This window comes from Celeribacter sp. (assembly GCF_048270365.1).
Classification (GTDB): Bacteria; Pseudomonadota; Alphaproteobacteria; order Rhodobacterales; family Rhodobacteraceae; genus Celeribacter.
Genome location: NZ_JBLWTA010000004.1, coordinates 1 through 20,961 on the forward strand (window position 1 = coordinate 1; position 20,961 = coordinate 20,961).

17 protein-coding genes are annotated in these 20,961 nt (G+C 57.9%); 3 read left to right on the forward strand and 14 right to left on the reverse strand.

Features of this window, described 5'->3' with window-relative positions; genetic code table 11:
• The first annotated feature begins 272 nt into the window (after nt 1–272).
• The 3 genes from ACN0X0_RS06550 to ACN0X0_RS06560 are packed head-to-tail and all read left to right on the forward strand — an operon-like array spanning nt 273 to nt 2,229.
• Entirely contained in the window at nt 273–920 is a 648-nt protein-coding gene (locus ACN0X0_RS06550) for a hypothetical protein (RefSeq protein ID WP_417278507.1), read from the forward strand.
• Entirely contained in the window at nt 920–1,579 is a 660-nt protein-coding gene (locus ACN0X0_RS06555; RefSeq protein WP_417278508.1) for a hypothetical protein, read from the forward strand. The genes ACN0X0_RS06550 and ACN0X0_RS06555 overlap by 1 nt, the downstream gene beginning before the upstream one ends.
• A complete protein-coding gene (locus ACN0X0_RS06560; RefSeq protein ID WP_417278509.1) occupies nt 1,576–2,229 on the forward strand; it encodes a hypothetical protein in 654 nt (217 codons plus the stop codon). The genes ACN0X0_RS06555 and ACN0X0_RS06560 overlap by 4 nt, the downstream gene beginning before the upstream one ends.
• 601 nt (nt 2,230–2,830) lie before the next feature.
• Here the strand turns inward: ACN0X0_RS06560 and ACN0X0_RS06565 are convergent.
• The 14 genes from ACN0X0_RS06565 to ACN0X0_RS06630 all read right to left on the reverse strand — a co-directional run bounded on the left by ACN0X0_RS06565 (nt 2,831) and on the right by ACN0X0_RS06630 (nt 20,844).
• Complete coding sequence (locus tag ACN0X0_RS06565; protein WP_417278510.1) at nt 2,831–3,805, reverse strand: aminotransferase class IV; 975 nt, start codon at nt 3,803–3,805, stop codon at nt 2,831–2,833.
• Nucleotides 3,802–5,148 carry an aspartate aminotransferase family protein gene (locus ACN0X0_RS06570; RefSeq protein ID WP_417278511.1) on the reverse strand — a complete coding sequence of 449 codons (1,347 nt, stop codon included), beginning with the start codon at nt 5,146–5,148 and terminating at the stop codon, nt 3,802–3,804. The genes ACN0X0_RS06565 and ACN0X0_RS06570 overlap by 4 nt, the downstream gene beginning before the upstream one ends.
• Entirely contained in the window at nt 5,145–6,425 is a 1,281-nt protein-coding gene (locus ACN0X0_RS06575) for a Tm-1-like ATP-binding domain-containing protein (RefSeq protein ID WP_417278512.1), read from the reverse strand. Before ACN0X0_RS06575 ends, ACN0X0_RS06570 begins: the two co-directional genes overlap by 4 nt.
• Nucleotides 6,422–7,771, reverse strand: a complete 1,350-nt coding sequence (locus tag ACN0X0_RS06580; RefSeq protein ID WP_417278513.1) for an APC family permease — start codon at nt 7,769–7,771, stop codon at nt 6,422–6,424. The genes ACN0X0_RS06575 and ACN0X0_RS06580 overlap by 4 nt, the downstream gene beginning before the upstream one ends.
• A gap of 254 nt (nt 7,772–8,025) precedes the next feature.
• Nucleotides 8,026–8,775: a metallophosphoesterase family protein gene (locus tag ACN0X0_RS06585; protein WP_417278514.1), complete on the reverse strand. Its 750-nt coding sequence runs from the start codon at nt 8,773–8,775 to the stop codon at nt 8,026–8,028.
• Nucleotides 8,775–9,692, reverse strand: a complete 918-nt coding sequence (locus ACN0X0_RS06590) for a LysR family transcriptional regulator (protein ID WP_417278515.1) — start codon at nt 9,690–9,692, stop codon at nt 8,775–8,777. Before ACN0X0_RS06590 ends, ACN0X0_RS06585 begins: the two co-directional genes overlap by 1 nt.
• 301 nt (nt 9,693–9,993) lie before the next feature.
• Nucleotides 9,994–10,884: a hypothetical protein gene (locus tag ACN0X0_RS06595; protein ID WP_417278516.1), complete on the reverse strand. Its 891-nt coding sequence runs from the start codon at nt 10,882–10,884 to the stop codon at nt 9,994–9,996.
• A gap of 67 nt (nt 10,885–10,951) precedes the next feature.
• Nucleotides 10,952–11,662 (reverse strand): hypothetical protein, encoded by a 711-nt coding sequence (locus tag ACN0X0_RS06600; protein ID WP_417278517.1) that lies wholly within the window; start codon nt 11,660–11,662, stop codon nt 10,952–10,954.
• 309 nt (nt 11,663–11,971) lie between these two features.
• Nucleotides 11,972–12,808, reverse strand: a complete 837-nt coding sequence (gene fdhD, locus ACN0X0_RS06605) for a formate dehydrogenase accessory sulfurtransferase FdhD (protein ID WP_417278518.1) — start codon at nt 12,806–12,808, stop codon at nt 11,972–11,974.
• Nucleotides 12,801–13,106, reverse strand: a complete 306-nt coding sequence (locus ACN0X0_RS06610) for a hypothetical protein (RefSeq protein WP_417262528.1) — start codon at nt 13,104–13,106, stop codon at nt 12,801–12,803. Before ACN0X0_RS06610 ends, fdhD begins: the two co-directional genes overlap by 8 nt.
• 13 nt (nt 13,107–13,119) lie before the next feature.
• Nucleotides 13,120–15,417 carry an FdhF/YdeP family oxidoreductase gene (locus tag ACN0X0_RS06615; protein ID WP_417278519.1) on the reverse strand — a complete coding sequence of 766 codons (2,298 nt, stop codon included), beginning with the start codon at nt 15,415–15,417 and terminating at the stop codon, nt 13,120–13,122.
• 97 nt (nt 15,418–15,514) lie between these two features.
• Complete coding sequence (locus ACN0X0_RS06620; protein ID WP_417278520.1) at nt 15,515–17,218, reverse strand: OFA family MFS transporter; 1,704 nt, start codon at nt 17,216–17,218, stop codon at nt 15,515–15,517.
• A gap of 260 nt (nt 17,219–17,478) precedes the next feature.
• A complete protein-coding gene (locus tag ACN0X0_RS06625) occupies nt 17,479–19,458 on the reverse strand; it encodes a cache domain-containing protein (RefSeq protein WP_417278521.1) in 1,980 nt (659 codons plus the stop codon).
• 15 nt (nt 19,459–19,473) lie between these two features.
• Nucleotides 19,474–20,844: a sigma-54-dependent transcriptional regulator gene (locus ACN0X0_RS06630; protein WP_417278522.1), complete on the reverse strand. Its 1,371-nt coding sequence runs from the start codon at nt 20,842–20,844 to the stop codon at nt 19,474–19,476.
• Between the last annotated feature and the right edge of the window lie 117 nt (nt 20,845–20,961).

Genomic DNA, 20,961 nt, shown 5'->3' on the forward strand with positions numbered 1-20,961 from the left:
AACAATGAACGCCCGAACATGGGCAACGGCGGGATGACACCCGCACAGAAACTGAGAATGGCCGCGTAAATTCTACGGCCAAGCCCCCGTAAAAACGGGGGGATTACCCCGGGGCATTTAAAAGACGCGATGGAGACACGAGCGTATTATTTGAGTCGCAATCCAATGCCGACGAGCTTCTGTTCAGAAGAAGGAGGCGACCAATGAAAGAAACAACTCAACGAACAAATCGAAGTGTAGGATCAAGCACTGTAAAAAGATAAGGCACCGATATGAAAAAGGTATTCTCGGCTATACTGTTGCTTCTCGCCATAGAGGTTGGAACCAGTTGGCTCATACAAGCAAAACGCCCAAACGCGCTTGGGTTATCCTTTTCGGACAATGTCGTTTCCCCATCCATTACCCGACTTGTCGAGAATGGGCGCACCATTGTTCAACGCTCCGCTAAGGGTCGCAATGAAGGCGGCGCGGCTAACTATCCCAATGCCTGGAGCGATAAGATTTATTACGAAGTGACCTGGTATGATATTTTAGCTGATCAGGCCTATACGCTGGATTTTTCCGTTTCAGCATCTGAGTTAGCTACGCTTGATCCAGAAAAAAATCACGCCACAATCACAATAGAAGTTGGCCCGGGCGCGGATGTCTTGGTCACGACTGCACATCCTACGGTCGCCAAACTGATTGCGGAACGGCGTGGCGTGGAGCTTGGCGAACTGAGCCATGAAGAGGTGCTTCCCGTAGTGCTCCGTGAACTTTGCGCCCATTCGCTGCCGGCCAGTGATCCCGTGGCGAGAGAGTTAAAGGCGGCTCATGATCCAAACGACGAGCATTTTAAAGACGCCATGCGCGGTAGAGATTATGTTTTGCAGCATGAAGGCCCAGTTTTATCCCGCTGCTCCAAGGAAAGAGACAGCTGATGACAGAAACAAACCAAACACGACTTCATGCAGCTCAGCAAGCCGCTCAGGCATCCGCGACAGAAGCAGGATCGGGGCCGACCGACACCATCGCTGCAAGTTGTGATCTGATCCGGGCCGGAGTGTTTTTTGACGGCACAGGGAATTCCCGCGACCATGTGCCGGTCAATGGCGTCACGTGGCACACGAATGTCGATCTCCTAGAGAGACAATATAGAGCGACAGAAAATCCAGATGTCGAAAACATTGACGGCCAGCCGCGCAATGTTTTGTATCTTAGCCGCTACATGCGCGGAATTGGCGTCGATGAAGATGGCACGACCAATGACTTTCTCTCATTTGATGATGGGATTATGTCTGGGCCCAGGGGTATGGGCTGGGGCACCGGACCAGAGGGGGTTGAAAGTCGTGTCGCGCAAACGATGGATTTACTTACACAAGACCTCCACAGCAAAACTCTAGGCATGCAGCCCTGTGATATTTGGTTTGATGTCTTTGGGTTCTCGCGTGGGGCCATCGCCGCCCGCGATTTCGCAAATGGCGTTCTGGATGAAGAGATCGAATTTGGATCCTCCAAATTTAAGGTCAAGTTCATGGGGCTGCTCGATACGGTTTCCTCTATGGGAGAAGGGGGCATACGGGTAATTACGAAGGTGTGACAATCGATACATATCGCAACGTCGCCGAAACCATTTTTCACATCACTGCCAAAGATGAGGTCCGACAGTTTTTCCCGCTGACCTTGGCTAAGAAAGGCAGGCGCATTCAGATGGTTGGCGCACACTCTGATATTGGTGGCGGGTATATGCCAAATGCCAAACCAGGGGGCGGGGCATTTAACATAAAGGAATATCAAGGTGTGCTTGATGTCTTGCGTGAAAAATTCGGCTTTTCCAAAGTCGATGAAACACGCGCATTAGATACCTACAAAAATCAGCAGGGCGATACCCTATTCATTAATTATTTCAGCCAGGCAAGAATACCGACAAGCTTTGCCTTCTTTAACAAAGCTGAGCATGGATTGCAGTTCGTTTCTCTACGCCTGATGCTTGATGAAGCCTTGGCGGCGGGCGTGCCGTTTAAGAAGAGCCTTGGCAACAATATTGACGGGATAAATGTCGCACTCTCCGATGAATTGCAGAAATATTACGAGGCGCTTAGTCATAGCGACACAGAAGCAATTGAAGAATTGGAAATGCATATACGCCAAAGATACGCGCATATGTCATTTCGCAATGCATCCATCGCAGGTGTGGTGTACGCGGCACTTCCAGAGAAAAATGGTGAACGCAGAATTACTATAATGTGACCACCATACCCGGAGTTACTCCTTTTCAAACCCTCCTTGACGAGCCGAATACGCGGCGAAGATGCCCCAAAATACGATTGAATTTTATGCACTTGCCTTGGGAGCAAAAGAATTCGTCATTAGGGGCAAACGTTTTGCACAAGTGGCTATGCAACAATGACGATTTCTGGTGTTTTCACAGCCCATAGCGGCAAAACTATGCGTCATCGCTCCAGAACTGGGGCAAGCCCCATAGTTCTGCCGCTGGCTCATATAACAAACACCTTTCCTCGCTTCATATTTTCGGGGTTCGAGCATCGTACAAGCTCAATCCCTTGTGAATCTTTTTCGTAAGTGTGGGCGGGAAGTGTGCGTTCGCCGCGGTTGCGAATAAAGAAGGCTGCTGTACCCATTGCGGACATTGGCATGCATCAAAGATGCAAAAAGCGGGATTAGCATGCCAACCAATTCGCTCAAACGAGCCGGACCTTAAGCTAAATCACCCGATCCAATAGCTCGCTGTTTCGCAAGGAGGCCGGAAACACTTGCGACTTTGGCTGCGTAAAGCTGAGCCAGCATGACCTCTTCCGCATCAGAGGTCATGCCTTTCGCTCACCTCCGATCAGTCAGTGCCCCCATCACAGGACCTCTCGTAGTCCACAGGCGTTCCAAGCCAGCCCGCTTCGCGCTCGGCCCAATATCTGTGCCGCAACTGGCGGCCAATCGTCGAAGCCAGCGCCCGGCCATCCAGTTCAGAAGCCGGCATGACGCCGCCTGCCGTGGTGGTCATGAAGATTTCGTCACAGTGCTCCAATTCTTGCACGGATATCGGCCTGACCTCTGTTGGGATGTTCAGCATAGCGCACAGTTCCAGCACGGATTGCCGCGTCATGCCTTCCAAAGCGCCACGATCGGGGGTCACAACCGTGCCCGCCAACACGGCAAACACATTATAGCCCGGGCCTTCGGTCACATAGCCGTCCGCATCGAGCAAAATCGCCCCGTCGAGCCCCTGATCCTCGGCCTCGAACAACGCTTGCGTCATATCCCCCCAGTGAAAATTCTTGGCGGTCGGGTCCACCGCCTCCGGGGCGATCCGGCGGGTCTTGGCAATCATCATCCGCGCGCCGCGCTCCTGCAGATCCGGCGGCATGATCCAGGCAAAGCCGCGCGCGAAAACCGCGAGATAGTTCTGGGCATTGGCCGGATGGCTTGCGACACCGCGCGGCGCCTTCCCCCTGAGGCAATCCATGCCCACATAGGCCGCTTTCAACCCCGACAGGGCGACGACGGCCAGAGCGACGTCATGGATTTGCGCGTCACTTTCCGGCGGATCGAGGCGCCAGCGGGTCATCGAGCGACGAAACCGGGCGATGTGGTCATCGAGACGAAAAAATGAGCCCTCCCAAACGCTTGCCACATCATAGACAACATCTGAGCGCCGGTAGGCCCAGTCAGTGATCGGAATCGTGGCTTCCGACAAGGGAACAAAGCGCCCACGCATATAGGCCGCCCCCTCTTTAAAGTCCGCCTTGCGGGACCAGGCTTCGGCAAAGGCTGTTTGGAGGCGTTCATCTCCAGCAAAATCGAGTGTCATTGAGCAAGGTCCCGGATCAGCGGATAGAGAATATCGAGCATGGCATGCGCGTCGGATTCGGTTGTGATCAACGGCGGACAAAGCGCAATCCGTCCATTGCGCGCACGCAGGATCAAGCCTTTCTCCAGAGCCGCACGCACCACGCCTTGCAACATCGCATCTTCAGGGCGCTCACGCGTTCCCGGCGTGCCGACCAGCTCCAAAGCCATCATCAAGCCGATTCCCTCGACCTGCCCCACATAGGGCAATGGCAGGAATTCCGCGCGCAGCCGCGCCATCATCAGTGTCGAGATGCGCGCAACATTGCCTTCGATCCCATCTTGGTCATAGGCGTCGAAGGCGGCATTCGACGCCGCCATGGCCAGCGGGTGACCGGAATGCGTGAACCCCGGCAGCTTGGCCCCTGCCAAAACATCCGTGATGCCTTGCCGGATCACGACACCGCCACAGGGCACGTAGCAGGAATTGATGCCTTTGCCGACCACAAGCATGTCGGGCACGATGCCCCAATGCTCTGCGGCAAAGCGCGGACCGGTCCGGTGGAACCCGGTCATGACCTCATCGAGGATCAACAAAACGCCGTAGTGGTCGCAAATCTCGCGCACGCGTTGCCAATAGCCCGGCGGCGGCGGGACATAGCCGCCGACCCCCAGCACCGGCTCGGCAATAAAGGCCGCCACGCTGTCGGGCCCCTCCAACTCGATGGTCTGAGCAAGCTGCTCTGCGGCGCGCGCGCCATAGTCTTCGGGATCCATGTCCGCGCCATCGCGGAACAGGTCGGGGGCCGGGATATGCACATGACCAGCAATCAACCTCTGCATGGAGCTTTGCCCGCCCATGGCCATCCCCGTCGCAGACACCGCGCCCGAGGTGGCACCGTGATAGCCCGTGTAGCGCGAAATGATCTTGGTCCGGTTGCGACCCATACGCGACCAGTAAAGCCGGGTCAGCGCCAGCGCCATTTCGATCCCTTCGGAGCCGCTCGTGGTGAACAGCACCTGTTCGAGATCGCCCGGCGCGGCGGCGGTCAGCCGCTCGGCGCATTCGATGACGCCGGGGTGGCTGAATTGATAGAACATCGACAGGTAAGGCAGTTCAGCGACCTGGTCTTGGACCGCACGCACCAGCCGCTCATGGCCGTAGCCAAGATTGACACAGTTCAACTGAGACCGGCCATCAATGAAACTGCGGCCCTCTGCGTCAAAAAGGCGGATGCCTTCTGCGCGATGGATGATGAAATCAACCGGCTCTTGCACGGCGTGATTGGGATGCAGAACATGGGCGAGATCGCGGGCGATGTCTTGGTTGAGATCGCTCTGATGGGCGCCGAAGGGGATGTTCATGAATGTGCTCTTTTCTTTTGGTCTTGATCTTGTGCCGGGGCAATCAGGCCCTGACGGCACCACTCGTCAAAGATCGCGAGGATCGCCTGACTGAACTCCGCGTCATTGATGTGATGATCGACGCTGTGCATTTCGATCGCGCCTGACAGGGCGGCACTCAGGGTGGCTTCGAACTGGGCAAGCCCCTCCGGGTCATGCATGTCCTGCCCCGGACGATCCCATTCGTTGACGCCCAAACGCGGCATGACAAAGGCCGTCGGCCCCTGACTGATCGAGAGCTTTTGCGCAATGATTTCAGCGATCCTGATCTTGTCCGCCGCCCCGGTAGCAATGCCTCCGATCAAACGGTTGTGCGCGTGAAAGCCCACCTCAGAGGACCGACCGGAGCCGTCCCACGCGCGGTCGTCCACGCTATCGATTGCACCGGGGGCGACGATCTGGGGCACGCCCAGCCGTCCGGCGGTTTCCAACCGATCCGCGCCGGAATGCACCGGGCTGCCCAGAGCGTGGTTCGAAACCTCGATCAGGGACAGATCGAGCACGGCGGCAAAACGACCCTGCGCCACGAGGCCCTCCAAAGTGCGCCCGCCCATTCCAACGGTGTGAAAAATCACCACCTCATAGCCACGCGCCTCCAACTCGGGCTTGAGATGTCCGATATAGCGCAGACAAGACCCGCCCAGAGACGAGATCGCGATGGCACGGGCGTCGGATCGCAACACGCCACACATCGCAGTTGCCGCGCCAACCACCGCACCCGCAGCCTGATTCAGCACCGCCTTGCAATCAGAATTCAGCCCCCATAGGCCACCGGCCCAGAGGATCATCATCAAATCCGGCGCGATGCGCTCGGGCGGGATGATATGCGAAAAGGCAACCGATGAGACGATCAGCTTTGGCACACCGATCGGCAAAGCGGACATGACCTCAAGCGCGAGATCCGTGCCCATCGTGCCACCGATCGCCAAAGCGCCGTCGATCTGCCCCGCGAGATAGAGATCAGACGCCAGCCGGGCCGCGCCCTCGGCCATCACTTCCATCGCCTTGCATTCATCCCCGAGCGCCGCCACCTCGGACAGGCGCATCTCTGCCCTCTTCGCAACCTCATGATTGGCATGATCGACGGGCAGTTTCGGCACCCCAAGCACACCGACATCCATGATGAGCGCCCGGTGTCCCAGGCGCGCAATTTCGGTTTGAAGGTAGCTGAGCTCATCGGCTTTCGTGTCGGCTGTGCCAATCAGCAGGATACGTTGCATCGTCTGTGTCACAGTCATTCTGCAGCATCCAGTCCCACCACAGGCGTGCGCCCCAGCATAAAGCGCTGGACGAGGTAAAAGGCGATCCCCGCCACGATCCAGGCCGTTCCCATGATCAAGGACTGGCTACTCAACCCGGTGAACACATAGGCCACAACGAGAAAGCCGATGCCGGGCAGGATCCAGTGCCGAACCAGCTGACGCGAGCCGCCACGAATCCCGTAATGCATGATGACCGAGGCATTGACGAACATGAAGGCCATCAGCGCTCCGTAGTTCACCAGCGAGAGCAAAGTGTCGAGATGCGCCCCGAAGCCCAGCGAGAGCACCGCCATGATCACGGCCATGAACAGGATCGCCACATAGGGGGAGCGAAACCGGCTATGGACGCGCGACAAAATACCCGGAAGTTGGCGGTCGCGGGCCATGGCAAAGAGCACACGGGACACGGCAGCCTGCGGCGGGATGGTCGAGCCAAAGCCGGTGCCAAGACCCACGGCGAGCGTCACAATCAGACCGACGAAGGGCATCCGGGCGTTGATGATCTCAAAAGCGGCGGCATCGGGGGACAGGTCCTCCAAGCCTTTCGACAGATCGGAAAGCAGCCAGCTTTCGACGATGAAAATGCTCGCCATCACCACAAGACAGAGGATCGTCGCCCGACCAACGGCATTGCTATGCCCCTCTTTGAGCTCTTCGGACAGTGTCGAGATCGCATCGAACCCGAGGAAGGACAAGATCGCGACGGAGGCCCCGGCGACGACCAGATTCATCTGCACGCCACCTTCGGGCAAAAGCGGCGAAAGGCTGAGACTGACGGGCGTGGAGGGCGACAGAAGATAGATCACGGCGGCGATGACGAAAATAGTCACGGCAATCATCAAGGCGCCTGCGATCATCATGTCGGCGCGGGTGGTGAATTTGATGCCACAGAGGTTCGTGACGGTCGCGATCACCAAAAAGAACATGACCCAGCCCGCGACCGGCACGGCGGGGATGGCGGCATTCATGCTTAGACCGGCGATCAACAGCATCAGAGAGGGCAGCAGGACATAATCAAGCAGGATCGACCAGCCCGCCGCAAAGCCCAAAAAGGGACCAAAGGCCTTTTGCGCGTAGTTGTAGACCGACCCCGCCCCCGGCGCGGCCCGCGACATGGCGGCATAGCTCAGCCCCGTCAGCACCATGCCGATACAGCCGATCAAATAGGACAGAACCGCCATATCGCCGGAGCTGTCCTGTACGAAACCATAGACAGCAAAGCCCGCGATGGGGCTCATAAACACGATACCATATAAAAGCAGATCAAGCGTGCCCAAGCTGCGCTTGAGCTTTGGGCGCTCGGTGTCAGTTGTCTGTGTCAAATCCTAGTCTCCCGTTGTCGCCTCAGACATGGCTGCCGTGTCTTGTCCCGCGCGCGGGACAAGCGAGGGCCTGTCTGAGCTTTTTGCTTTTTGCGTTTTGTGCCCCGGAGCGTGGGGCACGAGAAAACGGTACGAGGCCTATTTATATAAATGAAATGAAAGTTTTGAATTGCGGTATTCGCGATTTGAATTCCGCGGGCGCGCGCGTCGCACTCAAAGGAGCGTCACGCGGCACGCGAGACGCCCCGTCGCGATTATAGCGTCGTCAAAAACCGACGCTCACGTCCCTCAAGCACGGCGCAGGTCAACACGCCCTCATAGGCCCGCGTGTCCACATTGGTCCGGTTTGGACGTATCGTCGGCAGGTCCGAGGGCGTGTGCCCATGGATCACATATTTCGGAAAATGCCCACGGTAGTCGAGAAACCCCTCCCGGATCCACATCATATCTGTCGCGGTCTGCTCTTCGAGACGGACCCCCGGACGCAGGCCGGCATGGACGAAAATATAGCCATCCCGAATGTAGCAGGTCTGCAATTCCTCAAAGAATATCATATGCTTGTCAGGAATTCTCTCCCGCAACTTCTGCGCGATCTGCGGGAGGCGTTGAGGTGTGATCTCACCGGTTTCGACACCGTAGGCCTGCGCCGCCTCGGCCCCACCATGCGAAAGCCAACTCTGTCCCGCATGCTGATCCCCGTCTCTCAAAAAGCGCAGCAACAGGTCCTCATGGTTGCCCCGAAGACAGATCATGGGCACCCCCTCATGAGGCAGCTCCTCAAGAAGGAAATCGATGACGCCATCCGAATGCGGCCCGCGCGATATATAATCCCCCAAAAAGATAAATTCGCAGCTGTCCGCTGGGAAACGCCGGATGTCTTCGCGAATGCGGGCCATGAGGGCGCGCAAAAGATCGACCCGCCCATGGATGTCACCAATCGCATAGCTCCTATGCCCTTGGCGCAAATGCAGATTTGACAGGCGTCTTGCTCGTTTTATAGGCATCACATAACCTCCCTGAAACATTCGGCGATCTGGTCTCGCATCCAGCGATGCGCCGACTGGTTGGTCATATGTTTGTGCCACACCATGCGACAGGGCACGGGTTCCTGATCCATCGGCAGGGCAAAGGCCCGCAGCCCATCGAGATTGGCATAGGTCTCCGTATGGCTTTTCTGAACCCTTTGCAGCACATAGGTCACCATATCGGTATCGCGCAACACATTGATTGCGGCGAACAAATGCGGCACGGTCATCATCGTATTGATGTCGATACCCGCCTCGATGAGCACCGGGAAAATCCCCGTTTCCTGCTCTTTCAAAGACCCGATTGCGATCACCGGCAGTTCTGACAGACTTTCGCGCGTGATCTCTCTGTCGAACAGCGGATGGTCATGGCGCGCCAGTCCGCAATGGGAATCCATCAGGAGCGTAACACTCTCAAAACCAGGCGGAACCTCACCCGTCGGTCCGATCAGAATGTCATAGGCCCCGTCCCCAAGCCGTTTGAACAGGTCATGGCCGTCATTTGAGGAAATATGCAGCCGGACCTGCGGCGCGCGGTCGCGCAGCCTGCGCGCCAAAGGAGTGGCCAAAACTGTCGAAGCGTAGTTGTGAAACGCGATGTTGAAGGTGTTTTTCGCATCAAAAGGGTCAAACGCCGTGTCATCCAGAGTGACTTGAAGCTGCATAAGCGCCTCGCGCACCGGCCCGGCAATTTCAAGCGCGCGCGGCGTTGGTTTCATGATGCCTTCCGATCTCTCGAACAGGTCATCCCCCAACAAACTGCGCAATTTATTGAGCGCATGGCTGACCGCAGGCTGCGACAGCGCAAGACGCTCTCCGGCGCGAGTCACATTGCGTTCTGCCATCATGACATCGAAAACAAGAAGAAGATTTAGATCGAAGCGTCTTAAGTCCATACCGTTCTATCCGGTTGTCTGCGGGGCCCCTATCGCACCACACAGGGTGTTGCGTCATGGTCACCACAAATCAGGTCACATGTAGGAAAGCGGAAAATCTCCGCCGTGTTGCCGCGCTCCTCGGCAACACAATGCATCATAGGTGGCTCCAAATCAGACGCAAGCGATTGAGCGCCAAAAGAGCCGGGTCACATCGGCAGGAAAAAGGAAAATGCTGCCCGTATGTTGAGTCGTGCTGGCCCGTCCCAACTGATTTCGAGAGGATGCCGCATTCTGCCAAGGGCATCCGGCACACCCTCCCTTACTCCGGCAGCCGCCACGCAAAGTTTGAGCAGAACTCCAAGTTCACAGCATGATTGCTCTCGCGTGAACTTGTGAGAATTTCAGCATCGAACTCACGCGGAAACTCTTTTTCGGGCAGGAGTTTGGCAAGGTTCCTCGCAAGAGGCCTCAGCCGTCCCAATCCGAGCCGATTGAGCCTCTGAAGCGCGCGAATTTCCCCATAGGTCGGCGAGACATTTCGCTGACGTACCTCACGTGCCGCGTCACGCGTTGCCGGCGTATCCTCTTCAATTTGCGCCAGAAAATCGATAAGGATATTTCCCTCTGGAAAGTTCTTTCTCGAAAAAGGAATTGCGCGGATCTTCTCAGCTCCAAAGGCATCCGCCCACAGAGACAGCGGTCGATAATAGTCGAGCCAGAATCCGTCAGCAATCTGATCGCGCATGAAGTCTTCAAAACTTGACGCACTCGCCCTTTTGCCTTTCACCCATTGCGCGTAATAACTTTTGAGAAACGAGACCTGATCGCGCAGATATACAATCACCGTCACGTCTCCAAAAACGTCATAAAGCTGGTGCTTAAGAGCCTGTATGGCCTCCGCATCGTTGCCAAAATCGGAATAGATATGCTCACATGAGGCCAGAAAACGGTCGCTATTCTGCGCCGCTATTTCAACAGCTGCGTCTCTGAATACCGTGTCGCGCACGGTTTCAAAACGCGTATGGTTCGGTTTGTTTTTCCGACGTAGGAATCGCTCTCTGGCAAGTGTGCTGTTGGATGTCATCGCAAGTTTCCACGCCGTCTGCTCGCCGAAAGCCGCAACAGAATGCACTGAGAGCAGAGTCGTATTCACGAACCTCTGAATCGACGTACTGGCCGTTTTCGGTGTACCGATGTGAAGATAAAGCATGAGTTTTCCCGGCTGTTTCCGCCCTGTCGCCAAAATGGTCGACACAGCACATCAGTAAAGCGACGTTCTATCTAAGCTGGTAGTCAAATCGTTCGATCAAGTCACCGAAAATGGCATGAATCATCTGTTTGACCTCGGGCTGATCGGAGAGAATGGAGGCCGGAGTTGTCTTTTGAGGACGAATGTTGCCCTTCGCATTGATGGAGTGAAATGTGCTCCAAAGGCCTTTTAATGCAGGCACTTGGCTTTCAAGTTCCAGGATGTCCGGCTCAAAATTTTCAAAACGAATATAGAAATCAATGACATCCTTACCATTCAGATAATATTGATCCATGTATCTCCGAAGAACACTTTTGTTGCGCTTGACCCACGCCTGAAGGCTCGGGCGTTCCTCTTCATGTCTCGTTTTCCAAAAATAGAGAGAGACGATCATATCGAAGGGATTCCGCACGATAGAAACCTTATATGCCGCATCAAAAACCTCACGCCCCAAGCGACGACGCATTTTTGCAGCACCGATATGATTGTAGTATTTCTTTGGCTGGATCCCTTTGCGAAGAAGGTTCACAACATCCTTGGGCGTATATTCACGCGGCCGTTTCAAATAATTTTGACAGGTTGGAAAGCCCAGTGTCCGACGCGTGTTTTCATCCACGTTGGAAATCGGAGTGATGATATCGTCTTTTTCGGCGAAACGTGAAAGCGCGATTTCAAATGATGTCCCGGCTGTCTTTTTCGGCTTCAGGAAAAGAACATTCGATGATTTCAAAAAGATCACGGGCTACGTCCCCAAGTCGCGCAGAAAGCGCACGATAAGCCAGTCTTTTTAAGAGTCATTTAAGTATTTTTTCAACAAAAAACGTAAACGTTGCATCTGCCCCCAAATAGCCTCCGACGGGCGACATCACACCCTGATAGCCTTCCTCCAAACCAGAAGACGGCAATATGTCAGAGCAACCGAGCATTCGAAACCACTACGGTTTTTTCACATTCATCTGTTCCTTCAAGGTTGGGCAGACTCTAGGTGAGGGATTTCGCGGGCAGAAACGCGCTTCATTCCCGCCAGAGACTGTCCAACGGATGGGGCTCACGTCTTCGTTTCAGGGAGAGAGAGCTTCAGGCGGTCTGCGCCGGTCAGGATGTCGAACCGTCCGGCTTTGCAATTGGCGATCAAGGTCATGCCCGCAGCCTCTGCCGTTTCGACCGCGAGCAGGCTTGGGGCGGAGACGCCGATCACCGTCGGGCAGCCGATCATCGCGGATTTTTGCACGAGATCGACGGAGAGCCGCGAGGTCATCACGATCGCACCACTCTCAGGGGCGATGCCTTCGCGAAGCAGGGCGCCGCAGAGTTTGTCCAAGGCATTGTGCCGCCCGACATCTTCACGCGCAAAGGTGATGCCAAGGCCGGGGATCAGAAAGCCCGCGGCATGGGCCGAACGGGTCTGGTCGTGCAGCGGCTGAAAGGCGCGGAGCTGATCCGGGGCTTCGGCCACCTCTTGCGGGTCAAGTGTCACACCCTTGCCGAGGGGCGGCAGAGTGCGCAGCGCTTGATCGAGGCTGTCGATGCCGCAGAGCCCGCACCCCATCGGCCCCAAAGCCGCACGACGGCGAGACAAAAGCGCCTCGGCGGCCTGTTCCGCCACCCAGAACCGCGCCTCGAGGCCCTTGTCATGCGCGATCACCTCGAACCGCTCGATCTCGGCCAAATCGCGCAGATAGCCCTCCGTCAGGGCAAAGCCATAGGCGAAATCTTCGATGCCTTGCGGCGAGGCCATCATCACGGCGACGGTCGTGCCGTTGAACACGATCGCGACCGGGGTTTCGACCATGAGGCTCCGGCTCTGCTCGCGCAGGCCCTCGGCGGACCATCTGCGCGGTGCGATGGGACGGGTGGCCATGCGGGAAAGCGTCGGGTCAGCCATGTGCCGGGGTCCGATGCTCAAACAGGGCGCGGCCCTTTTCCGTCAAATGGTAGAACACCCGCGAGGTACGGATGTCCTTTTTCTGGGTCTCGATCAGGCCAAATTCCTGCTCGAGGCTGGTGCATTCCCGGATCACCAAAGCATGAGCCAGATCGAACAGACGCGCAAAGCCGCGGCTGTCTTTCGCGATCCCTAGATGAGAGGCCGCCAAAATCAGCGGCCCCATCGTGCTCAGGTAAGAGTGCTGCGCGTTTTGCGCAGCCCCGAAGGCGGACTCAAGGGCGTCTTCTTGCGACATGGTGATCCGGCTCTCACGCGCCCTGATGCGGGGTGATCTTGACGATCACCGACTTAGACGTCGGGGTGTCGCTTTGATCGCCCACGGTTTGGTGCGGCACCAGCTCGTTCATCTCCGGGTAATAGCCCGCGATACAACCCTTTGGCGTGTCGTAGGGAACGACGCGGAACCCAGTGCAGGCGCGGTGACGACCATCCTCGAAACAGCCCGTCAGATCGACGAGATCGCCGGCCTTAAGACCGTTTTTCTCAATGTCCTTCGGATGGATGAAGACCACATTGCGGGCGCCATAAACGCCGCGATAACGGTCATCCATACCGTAGATCGTGGTGTTGTACTGATCATGCGAGCGGAAGGTCTGAAGCACGAATTTTCCGGCCTCCGACTGAATTTGCTGCCATTCCGTCTGGTCGCGCAGATCGTCGATGGCAAAATTCGCCAGCTTCGTCGGCGTGTTCCACTCGCGTTCGCTCGCCGGGTTGCGCAGCCAGAAGCCACGCGGTTTGCGCACGTCGTTGTTGAAGTCGCCATAGATCGGCAAAACCCGCGCGATCATGTCCCGGATCAGGTCGTGATCTTCGGCCATTTCACCCCATTTGACCACATCGCTGCCGATGGTGGCCGCCGCGATGCCCGCGATGATGCCGATCTCGGATTTGAGCGTCTTCGAGGCCGGAAGGTTGATCCCGGAGGAGCCGTGCACCATCGACATGGAATCCTCGACCGTGATCATCTGGCGTTCGCCTTTCGAATTGCGGTCGATCTCGGTGCGGCCCAGACAGGGCAGGACATAGGAGGCCTTGCCCGGCATCAGATGGCCGTGGTTCAGTTTCGTCGCGATGTTCACGGTCAGATCGAGGTTGCGGAAGGCATCGGCGACCAGAGAGCTGTCCGGCACGGCGCGGGCAAAGTTGCCGCCAAGCGCGACAAAGGCCTTGGCCGAGCCTTCGAGCATCGCGCCAATCGTATGGGTGACGTTATGCCCCGGCGCACGGGACAGGGTGACACCCAACTCTTTTTCCAGCGCCACAAAGAAGCTCTCCGGCGCCTTTTCGTTGATCCCCACGGTGCGGTCGCCCTGCACGTTGGAGTGACCGCGCACCGGGCAGAGACCCGCGCCTTCGCGACCGATATTGCCCTTGAGGAACATGAAGGAGGCAATCTCGCGGATGGTTTGCACGGAGTGCAGGTGCTGGGTCACGCCCATCGCCCATGTGGTGATGACACGTTCGGCCTTGAGATACATCTCGGCGGCGGCGGTGATTTCGTCGCGCGACAGGCCGGATTGCTCTTCGATCAGCTCCCATGAGGTGGCGCGCACGATGTTGCACCAGCCCTCGAAGCCAGAGGTATGTTCGCGAATGAAATCGTGATCGAGGATCGGGGCCTCGCCTGCGGCCTGTACGCGGTCTTCGGCCTCCAGAACGATTTTCGACATGCCACGGAAAATCGCCATGTCTCCGCCCAGACGCGGACGGTAGTAATCGGTCGAGGTCGGCTCGGCGCCGCCGGTGAGCATCTCGATTTTCTTCTGCGGGTCAGCGAATTTCGTCAGACCCTTTTCCTTGAGCGTGTTGAAGACACAGACTTTTGCTCCGCGCTCCACCGCTTCGCGCAGGCTGGCAAGCATCCGCGGGTGGTTGGTGCCGGGGTTCTGACCGACGCAATAGACCAGATCGCATTTCTCAAAATCTTCGAGCAACACGGTGCCTTTGCCGATGCCGATGGCTTGGGACAGGGCGACGCCGCTGGCCTCGTGGCACATGTTGGAGCAATCGGGGAAATTGTTGGTGCCGTAGAGGCGCACGAAGAGCTGATAGAGGAACGCGGCCTCGTTCGAGGCACGGCCAGAGGTGTAAAACTCGGCCTGATTGGGGTCCTCAAGCGCGTTGAGCCCCGCCGCGATGCCAGCAAAGGCCTCGTCCCAGCTGACCTCTTCATAGTGGTCAGTCTCCGGGTTATAGCGGATCGGGTGGGTCAGGCGTCCGGCGTGTTCCAGATCGTAATCGGTCCAGCCCTGCAGCTCCGTGACGGAATGCTGGGCGAAAAATTCGGGCGTGACACGGGCCTTCGTGGCCTCCCATGCCACGGCTTTCACACCGTTTTCGCAAAATTCAAAAGACGACCCATGCTCGGGATCGCCCCAGGCGCAACCCGGGCAATCGAAGCCGTCGGCCTGGTTCAGGCTCAAAAGCGTCTTGGCGCCGCTGACGGGACGCCCGGTGCCCATCAACTGGCGGCCCACGCTTTTGAGTGCGCCCCAGCCACCTGCGGCGCCGGAAGGTTTTTTAATGCAGTCGTGCTTGGTCATTGTGCGTATCCCATGCTTTGCGCTTGTTTTGGGGGACATGACGCGGGGCCGCTCAAAAGAGCAGCCCCGCGCGATCTCATTTCAGAGTTTTGAGTGCTTACTCAGCAGCCACCGCTTCCGGGTGTGTCCGGCTGACGTGGTGCTTTTCATGCACCGGACGGATCAGCAGGTTCGCGAAGAAGGCGACGACCAGAAGACCGGCCATGCAATACATCGTGGTGTTGTAGAGCGTGGAGGTCGGGTCGATGGTGCCCGCCGGTGCGATTTCCAGAAGGTTCGCGATGGTCACGGTTTTGGCCGCCACGAGATCGCTCAACTGTGCCACAGGCGCGCCGAATTTCTCGGCGAAGGTGGCCGGATCGACCTGTGCCGCGAGATCGGCGATGGCATTTTCACGCGACACGTTGCGCAGCGTGGTGATCGCGAGCGGACCGAGCACACCGGCGGTGGCCCATGCGGTCAGAAGGCGCCCGTGGATGCCGCCGACGTGGAAGGTGCCGAACACATCTGCGAGATAGGCCGGGATGGTCGCGAAACCGCCGCCATACATGGTGAAGATCACCATGGTCGCCGCGTAGAAGCCGATGAGCGCAGGGGTGCCACCCATGGAGGCCCAGAACGGGACGGAGAGGTAGAGCGCGGTGCCCAGAACGAAGAAGATGTGGTAGGTGGTCTTGCGCCCGATGAAGTCCGAGGTGGAGGCCCAGAAGAAACGGCCAACCATGTTGAAGACGGAGATCATGAACACATAGGTGCTGGCGAAGGCCGCGGTGACGAGCGGCAGGTTGCCGAAGATTTCGTCCATCATGGTTTTCGCCACGCCGATCACACCGATCCCGGCGGTCACGTTGAAGCAGAGCACGATCCACATCAGCCAGAATTGCGGCGTCTTAAGCGCTTGGTCGATGTGCACGTGGTTGTCAGAGACCATGCCGGAGGCCGTCTGTTTCGGCTCCCAACCCGCCGGTTTCCAGTTTTTCGCAGGCACGCGGTACTGGAAGGAGGCGATTTGCATCACGATGAAATAGATGATGCCCAGCGTCACAAAGGTCGCCGCTGCGCCGGTGTCGCCGGTGCCGACCACATAGACGCCCGCGTCGCCACCGAAGGGTGCGGCTTGTGCGGCAGTCGCGACGATGACTTCGACGGTGCCATTCGCGGTTTCCGCAAAGCGTTTGCCGCCTTCGGTGATCAGCGCCACAGCACCTTCTGCACCGAGGAATTCAGGAGCTTTCTGGAAGGTGTTCAACAGCCAATCGATCAGGACTTTCCCGACCATTGCGCCGCCGCCGAACCCCATGATTGCCATGCCGGTCGCCATGCCGCGACGGTCCGGGAACCAGCGCAGAAGCGTCGACACAGGCGAGACATAGCCGAGGCCAAGACCGATGCCGCCGATGGCGCCATAGCCCAGATAGATCAGCCAAAGCTGGTGTGTGGCGATGCCGATGGAGCCGATCAGGAAGCCGCCGCCCCAGCAAAAACCAGCGACAACGCCCACGAAACGGGGGCCGACTTTTTCGAGCCATTTGCCGCCGAAGGCCGCAGACAGGCCCAGAAAGACGATGGCCACGGAGAAGATCCAGACCACAGACGACAGCGACCAGTCGCTCGCGGCCGGGGCCAGAACGCCGAACTCGCGGGTCAGCGCGGGGTTGAACAGCGACCAGGCGTAGACCGAGCCGATGCACAGGTGAATGGCGATGGATGCCGGCGGCACGCGCCAGCGGTTGTAGCCCTCGGGGGCGACGATATTCTCTTTACGCAGGAACCCAAGCGGCCCGGCTGCTGAATCTGACATGTGACTGTCCTCCGATCAAATGGGGCTCTTTGGTCCCCTTATTGCGCCTGTCCCGCTGGGGGATCACGCGTCACTCCGCGACCAGATGTCGCGCCGTGTGTCGGGAATTGCCATTCCATGTCTTGTAGTGTCAAACTAAAATAATATTTAGAAACAGTGCGTTATAAGATTTATCTGCAGCGCAGAAATGTCGAAATGACCCATATTGCCCCCCTTGCACCGAGGGGCGCCGGACAAAATGTCCACATTTGTATACCGCTTCAGATGTCATCCGGACAGAATGACGCGGCCGGGCACCAGACAGAAAAAATCGTGCCGCGCCCGCATATGCTCTCTACGGTGATGTTTCCGCCCGCGCGTTCCATCAAAGCCTGGCTGATCGACAGCCCCAATCCGGTGCCCTCAGCCTGTTTCGTGGTGAAAAACGGATCGAAAATATGGGCGATTTGATCGGCGGGAATCCCCGCGCCGGTGTCTGACACACGGATTTCAACGCCCGGCCTGTCGTCGCGCAGGCTCTCTTGAAGCTCGACCGTCAGCGTGCCGCCTTTGGACATCGCTTGGGCGGCGTTGATGAAGAGGTTGACCAGCACCTGTTGCAATTCGTTTTCAACGATCTCGATGGGGGGCACATCGCGGTCGATGCGCCGCGTCTCGATATTGTGTTTGCGCAGATCGGCGGCCACGAGGATCAACGCACTGTCGACCGCGTCTTTGACGTTCACCAAAGAGGAATGATCCGACATCTCGCCTGAGCGCGAAAAGCTCAACAGCTTGCCGACGATGACATTGATGCGACGGGTCTGGGCCTCGATTAAGTCCAGCTCCATCGCGACCTCGGCCTTCATCTCCTCGGTGAGGCTCATCCGCAAAAGCTCCATATTGCCCTGAATGACCGCAATCGGATTGTTGATCTCATGCGCCACACCGGCGGTGATCTCCCCCAAGGAGGCCAGCTTTTCCTTGAGGATCAGTTGCGCATAGGTTTCTTCGAGCTTTTCATTGGCGGCGCGCAATTCCTGCGTGCGCATATCCACCAGATCGTTGAGCTGATCGTTATATTGCCTGAGCGCCTCGTCGCGGTCTTTGACCTGATCGAGCAGGCGGTCGAGGTGGCGGGCCACGGCGCCGATCTCGTCCTCGGACTCCATCTTACCGATCCGGGCTCTCAGATCGCCGCGCTCCACCTGCTGCATCGTCGAAGTCATGCGCTCCAGAGGCGCGAAGACATCGCGTGCCATCCGCAAAAAGATCGGCACCGCCAGCAAGAGCACGGCAAGAAACGCCAGCCCAAGCGCCAGAACCGTGCCGTTGCGCTGATCCCTGTAGGGTTGTTCGAGAAAGCCGGTATAGAGCATACCGACCCGCGCGCCGGTCACATCGCTCAGCGGCATATAGCCGGAGATATACCAGTCATTGACGACGAAAGCGCGGTCGAGCCATGTTTCGCCACGCTCGACGACCTTGTGCCAGACCACTTCGGTGACACGCGTGCCCAAGGCGCGCTCGCCTTCGAAGAGGCGCACATTGGTGGAAATGCGCACATCATCGAGAAAGAGCGTCGTGGTGCCCGCATCCGACGGCGCCGCCACATCCCCGCCATAGACCAGCGCGTTCATCCGGTCGATCACATCGAGATTGCGGTTCAAAAGCCGCCCACCGAAGAGATAGCCGCCCTCTATCTGATAGGCCGCCCAAAGGATCAGGCCGCGTTCCTCGAAGGCGCGGTCTGTCGGGCGCGCCGCATCAGTGTCGCGGATCGGCAGGCGGGCACGCTCCGCGAGACCATCCCCCCAAAGCGCCATCTCTGCGGGAGAGGCGACGATCAAACCAGATTGCATGTCACGGTCGCGATCGCGCTGGAGCAAGGCCTGCACCGGCTCGGGCGTGCGAGCGCCATTGGTTTCCATGATCAGGAAATCCAATCCGATCTGATCCCGCCTGCGGTCGAGAAACTCCGCCAACGCCCCCTCGCCCTCAGCCCTCGCATCGGACAATTGCCGCGCGTTACCGATGGCCGCAATGCTCTGGGCCTGCGCCTCTTCGATCTTGACGAAATATTGCTCCGCGATGCGCAGGTCGCTGGTGACTTTCTCGGTCAAAAGCGCATCGAACCGCCCGAGCCAATGCCACATGGTCGCACCCAGAAAGATCGGCAACAGCACAGCAATCGGCAGCAGTGCCAGCACCAGAAGTTTGAGCCGAACCTGGGCTTTGAGGCGGGCGATCAGGGCGGTCATGCGCGCATCATCGCGTTAGAGGCCCCAGGCCTGACATTTGCGATCAATGGTCTTGCGCGCCACGCCAAGGATGCGCGCGGCTTCGGCCTTGTTGCCGCCACAGGCTTGCAAGACATTGAGAATGTGACGCTGCTCCACGGCTTCAAGGCTCTCGGTTTCAGCGCTGCCGACATCTTGGAGGGCGCGTTCAAAGCCGCCTTGAATGATCGCGCGCTCCACCACGTTGCGCAGCTCCATCACATTGCCGGGCCAGTCATGCGCCATGAGACGGCGTTTGTCGCTTGCCGATATGTCGGGCGCCACGGCCCCCATGCGCGCCGAGAGCGATGTGAGAAAGAACTCCGCGATTTCGATGACATCGGAGGGACGTTCGCGCAGCGGCGGAATCCAGACCTCATGCACATTCAATAGATAGAACAGATCGGTGCGGAAGCTGCCGTCTTCGACCGCCTGTTTCATGTTGCCTTTGGAGCAACAGACGACACGAATGTCGGTCTGAAAACTGCGGCCACCGCCGACCGGCTGAAACCGCCCGGTGCTGAGCCATTCGACCAACAAATTCTGCCCCGCAGGCGGGAGCAGATCGACGTCTTCGAGAAAGAGAACGCCACCTTCTGCCGTGTTGAGAATACCTTCGCCGGAGCTGACGGACCTGTCGACACGCCCAAACAGGCGCTCGCGAAAGTCTTCGAAACTGATCCCAAAACAGGGCAACCATGCGAAAGGCTTATGCGCACGGGGCGAGACGCTGTGCAGCATCCGCGCGGCGATATGTTTGCCGGTGCCGGTTTCCCCCTCGATCACCACAGGCGCGTTGATCTGGGCGGCGCGTTCAATGGTGTCGCGCAGGGTCTGCGCCGCCTGTGACGAGCCGACAAAGGTATCGCGCTGCCGCAGCAAATCGCTGCCCGCCGCCAATTCTTGACGCAGCACGGTATTCTGCCGTTTTAGCGCGGTTTTGGCGAGGCTTTTGGAGATCGCGTTCAACACCTGATTGGAATGGAACGGTTTCAACAGGAAATCGCTGATGCCCAGACGCAGGGCTTCGATCGCGGTGTCGAGATCGGCATAGGCAGTCATCAGGATGATGTCGGAGCGCAACCCGATCTGCCATTGATCCGCCAACCATTCAAGCCCGGTCATCCCCGGCATGATGTTGTCGAGCATGATGACATCATAGCTTTCCCCGTCGAGATAGGCAGACGCCTCGGCAGGGGTCGCGGCCACATCGACGTGGCGACATTTGGTGGACAGCGCTTTTTTCAGGAAATGGCGCATGCCCAGTTCGTCGTCGACCACGAGGACGGAGGCCTTGGCCAAATCCGGTCCGAAAGCTGTGCCCGCCTCTTGTCCCATGTCTTGCTTTTTGTGCGTTTGATCCGTCATTGCGCCCCTCTTTATCGCGTTTTGCGCAGAACGGTATCCTCCTTTTTCGGCAGGGTGTCGGATCAATTGGCGCACAGACCCGGTCGTCGGGTGGAACGTTGCGGAAAAGAAGGATAT